The following is a 4228-nucleotide window of genomic DNA, read 5'->3' on the forward strand; positions in this document are numbered from 1 at the left end:
TTGACTGAGGATCCCCGGGCCATCGGCCCAGACGATCGCCCTTGACGAGCTAGCGGACCCACGGCGCCCTGTGAAGTAGCGCTTCCAACGAAAGCGCAAGAAAGATCGAGCCTCGAAACGCCGTGTCCTGTGCTGGATGGGTCATCGGTCGGTGTCGTCGCTGCGCCGACAGATCTATCCGTTGCGCTTGTTGGTCTTGTCCATCACGTTCCGTTTCGGACGCGGCCAGGCGAGTCCGCTGCGCATCTGGCGAATGGACGCGTGGCTATCAAAGGATGATCCTACGAATTTATTGCATCGATCGCGGTCGGGCTTCTCATCAAGACGAGCTCAACGTCGGGTTCTTGGGTAGTGCGCAAGCAAAGCAAGATCGCATGGCGATCCGCCCGACCGGGCTATCTGGATCGCCCGCCGCCGACACCCGGGCCAGGTCATAGGGTGGCTTTCGCGCTTATGGAGCTATCCAGCGCGCCTAGGGAACCATCCAGCAATGTCCACTTACCGCTAACGAGCTGGAACGAAAGAACGACCGGAATCTCTTGTTGATTGTCGCGCCGCGCCGACCCTTTGATCTCGGCAATGCCATCCGCCCTGAGGCGCAAGGTGGACGTGTCGACGACAACGTTCAGCGCAGTCAGCTTGGCGACGGTCTCCTCGCTGACGCCCAAACAGGCTGCTAGGTCGGCTTGCTGCGCGGTGGCGTCCGAAACGATGTCGCTTATGGCCTGGTCGACTTGGGCCGCGGTCGGTGCGGTGATGGACACCTGCTCCGTCCGCTGCGGAAGATCACTTGCCGTCCCACCACCGAGTGTCAGGCATACGCCCAAGGCCGCACAGAGCTTTAGACATGTGTGAAGCAACATCTTGTCTCACTCCGGCGGTCGTTTGGAGTCAATGTTCGCGTCGTCTCAGTCACTCAATCTGGAGCACTTGGTAGATCACCAGAGGATTCCGTGTGCAAATGACCTGCTGACCGGTGGGCCAAGTACATCCATACGACGGATAGCGGCGGCGGCCCAAATAGCCACTCAGCCAGGTCCTGCAGTCCTCCTCGGCCAGCTGGAGGACAGATTTCCCACCGCCCGGTAACCGCAGCCGCCGCATCACCGCGCCTGGCACGACAACGATCAGCGGGACAACAGCAACGGAGTTTCACCCTCTCGGCTGCACAGCCAACACATAGATTGCCTGACCCTCAAGTCGAAGGGCCTGCCCTATCCAAGCTCTACTTTGGATGGATGCTTACGCCCTGCATCGTTGTCACATGAGGTGCCAGGCCTTTACCATCGTTGACTCCGCCCTGCAGGCGATGAGATAGCTCGTCGCAACGCATTGCAGCAGGTTCTTGTAGGGAACTGATCCTGCAACGTGGATTCTGGCATCTTCGAGTACTGCGAAGAAAGTGCGGCTGTTGGCGGAGGACACTAGGTAGAGCGGACCGTGCCACCGCACCACCCGACTGTCGGTGCGCAATCCCACCGGAGACCAACCAGACAGGTGTTGCTGGCGGCGCGTCAGCGGGTCGAAGAAACCGATCGTGATCGGCCCACCGAAGAATAGATCGATTCCAACGACCCCGAAGTCGGTGTGGACAGCCATAATCCATCCCTCATTGCGATAAACGACCTCGCCGTTCGACTTGTCGACGAGCTCGATGCCAGAGGCGCTATGCGAGAAGGCACACCACAGCAAGCCGCAGTCCACTTGTTCCGTTTCGGCAGCGCTGAACACCCCTAGTTCGCTGACAAACCCCGAAGCGCCACGCACCAAACTGTGCCCATCGGAGAAGAAAGCGAGCACCTCCTGGCCAAAGGCACCAAGGCCGACGGCTCCGACAAGCTCGGGCTGCACAGTGCGGTCTACGACCCTTCCATTGTCCAGCCGGTACTCGACCAGCTCACCGCTGGCAGCATCCAGGGTGAGCACGACCTGCCGCAGTTGGTCCACTGTATGCACCAACCGCGCCGCCAGCTCGACCGACCAGACTGGTCGCGCCGCAAGGTCATGGACAGTCAGATGGCTGGTCGGGGCAGGGCTTGCGAAGCCGAATTCCCGGGAGATCACGAAGCCGCCCGCCACGATAAGGTCTCCCGGCAGGCGCCAGAGCACCTCGCCGGTACCCATATGAATGGCCAGGGACATCGCCCTCGACCCCTCCGCCGCAATGGCCACTGTCCGACCGGTCACGATCAGCAGATCGCCGTCACCACGGACAAGTTGTGAGTGCAGACCCGTCTGCACTCGCCAGCGAGCTCGAGCGGTGCGAGAGTCCAACGCCGTCAACACGCCCGGCTCGCTGACGAACAGGCCGCCGCCAACAACGACCATCTCGCCTTCCACGTGCAGCTTGATGTCAGCAACAAGTTGCACAGCCGGCAGCGGTTTGGCACCCGCAGGGCCTAGCGTAAACAGTGAGACAACCACCAAGCCGGCAGCGATCCAAGGGCGGGCGATGCGGCCCTTCAGCAGCGTGTGGCGGGATCCGACGTGCTCGGTCGGCTCGTCATAGCGACCTAGCTCAATGAAGCCATCTCCCACGCAACCCATTGTGGCTGGCGCACCGTGCCCAGCCACCGCGCCGTTCAAGAGCATTCTGGATGGTTGTCCACGATCAACGCGCAAACGATCTATTTTGGACCTACGGCAACATCAATTTAGATCATGGCGATGAACATCGACTGGCTCTTGCCACCGCGATTCAGTTGGCGATGCCACGCTGTCGCACCGAAGCACCGCGGGTGCACCGATCGACGCGAAAAAGCGATTCTGAAGAGGACCCTGGTTGCTGTCACCGCCGTGCTGACAGCCGCAACCGCGCGTGTGTCGTGGTGGCAGGGTCGCCGCCACGCCGCCACAGCAGGTAAACTGGCCGCGGCTGTCAGGAAGCCACCAGTCCGCGGGAATGGGCACAGCCCACCTGGCGTGTGACGACATGTGTCACGATCGCTCTTCTTTCGGCCTGACCAAGCGGACGTCAGGCAGACAAAGAGGAGATCATTGTGTCAACCCTGGAGATGCCCGAGCGTCCCCACATCGACAACTTCCGTCGGCAGGCGCGTACATTGCAGCGAGCCGTACGGGCTGGCGACCCAGAGGCCATCGCCCGAGTGTCGCTCCAAGGCGGTGCCGTGCCCGACGATGCCAGCAGCTTTCAGCTGAGCGCCGCACAGTCCATCGTCGCCCGCGAATACGGGTTCGCCAGCTGGCCCCACCTAACGCGATACCTGGACAGCCGGGCCGAACAAGGCTAGCCCCCAATTTGGTACCGCGTAGGCAGCCGAGCCTGCCCATGAGTTCTGCGGCATCGCCTGCCTGTTTAGCGGGTGAGAACGTGTCGGCGCGCCGGGGCGGGCCCGGCAACTTCAGGATGCGTATCCCGATTTGACCACGCCGGCACCCGGGCCGCTGCGGCGGCCGTCCGCTTCTACGAAGTCGGCTGGCCGCCGGGAAGTCATAGCGACACGATCGCGGCGCGGCTCGGGTGTGGTCCCTCGGCGATCAGCCTGGAGCTGACGCTGAACCAGACTGTTTTTGGCAGGTGGAATGGATCGCGCTCGGGCGGATCGCGGGCGTGCTGATACCGACTGATGACCATCGTTAGACGGGTTGGTTGGGGGTCGCGGTCAGCCGTCATGATCGGCGGATAGTTCGGATCGCGGTTTGGGAATTCGTGTCAGCGGACACGACGCATTCGGCGCTATGCCATCAGATGTGAGTACATGTCAACCGAAGAGTCGGAGCACGTGTCCATCGGGGTCTTGCACACGGTACTCCCCCATATCGGACTGCTCGGCGTCGACCAGGTGTGCGCCGTTGGCTGCGAGGTACTCGCGCATCGCTGCTGGGTCGGATACGAACACCGCGAGCCAGGTTCCTGGTTGTCCCTGAGCCCGCTCGGCTAGATAGATCTGTTGACCGTCGCGCCCGACGATCGCGAAGTCGGCGGGTTCCCCGAATGTGTGGTAAAGCTCCAGCCCGACAACCCTGGTGTAGAAGTCGATGCTGTCGCGCAGGCTCGAGACGTTGAGAATCGGGTTGATGTGGTTGATCTGCCCGCCTGGAAAGCCCGTCATGAGGTCGTCCTGTCTGCTGGTCGATATGTGACAGCTTTGCTCAAGATGTCGCAGGTTGTCCAGCGCTGCGCATAGAAGCGGCTCGACGCTGGACCGCCCGGGTGGCATCGGCAGGCCAGCCGTTCTCAAGCGCATTCAACGGTTTCGTCTTGAAG

4 protein-coding genes are annotated in these 4228 nt (G+C 61.9%); 1 reads left to right on the top strand and 3 read right to left on the bottom strand.

Features of this window, described 5'->3' with window-relative positions; translation table 11 throughout:
- Positions 1-431: 431 nt before the first annotated feature.
- Positions 432-764 (bottom strand): hypothetical protein, encoded by a 333-nt coding sequence (locus tag Rhe02_RS49160; RefSeq protein WP_203915505.1) that lies wholly within the window; start codon positions 762-764, stop codon positions 432-434.
- 496 nt (positions 765-1260) lie between these two features.
- Positions 1261-2538, bottom strand: a complete 1278-nt coding sequence (locus tag Rhe02_RS49165; RefSeq protein WP_203915506.1) for an outer membrane protein assembly factor BamB family protein — start codon at positions 2536-2538, stop codon at positions 1261-1263.
- Between the two features lie 461 nt (positions 2539-2999).
- On the opposite strand from Rhe02_RS49165, the gene Rhe02_RS49170 reads away from it, so the two are divergent.
- Positions 3000-3251, top strand: a complete 252-nt coding sequence (locus tag Rhe02_RS49170; protein WP_203915507.1) for a hypothetical protein — start codon at positions 3000-3002, stop codon at positions 3249-3251.
- 471 nt (positions 3252-3722) lie between these two features.
- Here the strand turns inward: Rhe02_RS49170 and Rhe02_RS49175 are convergent, their stop codons facing one another.
- Positions 3723-4073: a VOC family protein gene (locus tag Rhe02_RS49175; protein ID WP_203915508.1), complete on the bottom strand. Its 351-nt coding sequence runs from the start codon at positions 4071-4073 to the stop codon at positions 3723-3725.
- Positions 4074-4228: the final 155 nt, after the last annotated feature.

This window comes from Rhizocola hellebori (assembly GCF_016862955.1).
Taxonomy (GTDB): Bacteria; Actinomycetota; Actinomycetes; order Mycobacteriales; family Micromonosporaceae; genus Rhizocola; species Rhizocola hellebori.